General features: G+C 50.8%; 1 protein-coding gene. It reads right to left on the bottom strand.

Annotated elements, in window-relative coordinates; genetic code table 11:
* Positions 1-284: 284 nt before the first annotated feature.
* A complete protein-coding gene (locus tag KOO63_13010; protein MBU8922731.1) occupies positions 285-632 on the bottom strand; it encodes a DUF4144 domain-containing protein in 348 nt (115 codons plus the stop codon).
* Between the last annotated feature and the right edge of the window lie 384 nt (positions 633-1,016).

Genomic DNA, 1,016 nt, shown 5'->3' with positions numbered 1-1,016 from the left:
GCTCAAGCAACGCAAGATACTCTTGATAGTCCTCATCGCAGAAAAACGTCTCCATCCGACGATTCCCGCGTTGGGTGACATGATGCGCCCGTCCAGGCGCGACTATTCTCGCTATCCTTGGCATCAAAACAGCCTAACACCCCAACATGACGCAAGCAAGCAAATAATTTAGTAAGGTGTCCCCGGACTTAGACTTAAGGGCTTGCTCATAGATGTCCCCCGATCTCGAACTGGAGTTTGTCATAGGCGTCAGCGGCCTGCACGCCCTATCGCAACGGCGCGTCTTACAGGGACCGGCTAATCCACTCCGCTGGCGGGCATTGGGCAAGTAGCCGCAAGTATTCGCTCGTGTCGAACCCCTCTGAAAACTGGCTCAGCAGAAACATCTTCAATTGCTCCAACGATATGGTTTCACCGGTGGGAACAATGCGATAGCGGATTTCCGCCGGCCCGAGCCAGTCAAGTCGGAATACGCGCCGTTGGCTGTCGATAAGGCGGGTGTCGTCTTCCCAATCCCCCTGACAACACAGATCGGCATTGCCCTCCCAGTCCTCTTTGCAAGCAACGATCATCTCCCAAATCGGTCCGTTGTCACTATCTATCACGATTAAAGCTGGCCATTCAGGCTCCATACTCGCATCCTTCCCATAATACCTTGATGTTAGTCAGACATTGCGATCTTTCCCACACATACACCACTCCAAAACTCGCTATCTCCCGCACTACATATTATGAAACACATTGACTGTCAAGCATGGCCATGTTTTGGGGCGCTTTTGCGGTTTGTTTTCAGTGTCGTGGGACACCTTACTTAATTACTGGGAGAATTCCGGTTTCCTTGTCCAACGAAGGAAATAATTTAGTAAGGTGTCCCGCGACATCGGCCTCTGGGCGACGCGGATTTCGTCAAAGAGATAGCCCAACTGCTTTCCCGAGATATTATGCCAAAGAAACGCGGCCCAAAAGGCCCATGGAAGAAGAAACAGAAGAATAAAAGCAAATAATTTAGTAAGGTG

This window comes from Candidatus Latescibacterota bacterium, from assembly GCA_019038625.1.
Taxonomy (GTDB): Bacteria; Krumholzibacteriota; Krumholzibacteriia; order Krumholzibacteriales; family Krumholzibacteriaceae; genus JAGLYV01.
The sequence above is the reverse complement of the archived record's forward strand: the minus strand, read 5'-3'. Positions and strand labels throughout refer to the sequence as shown.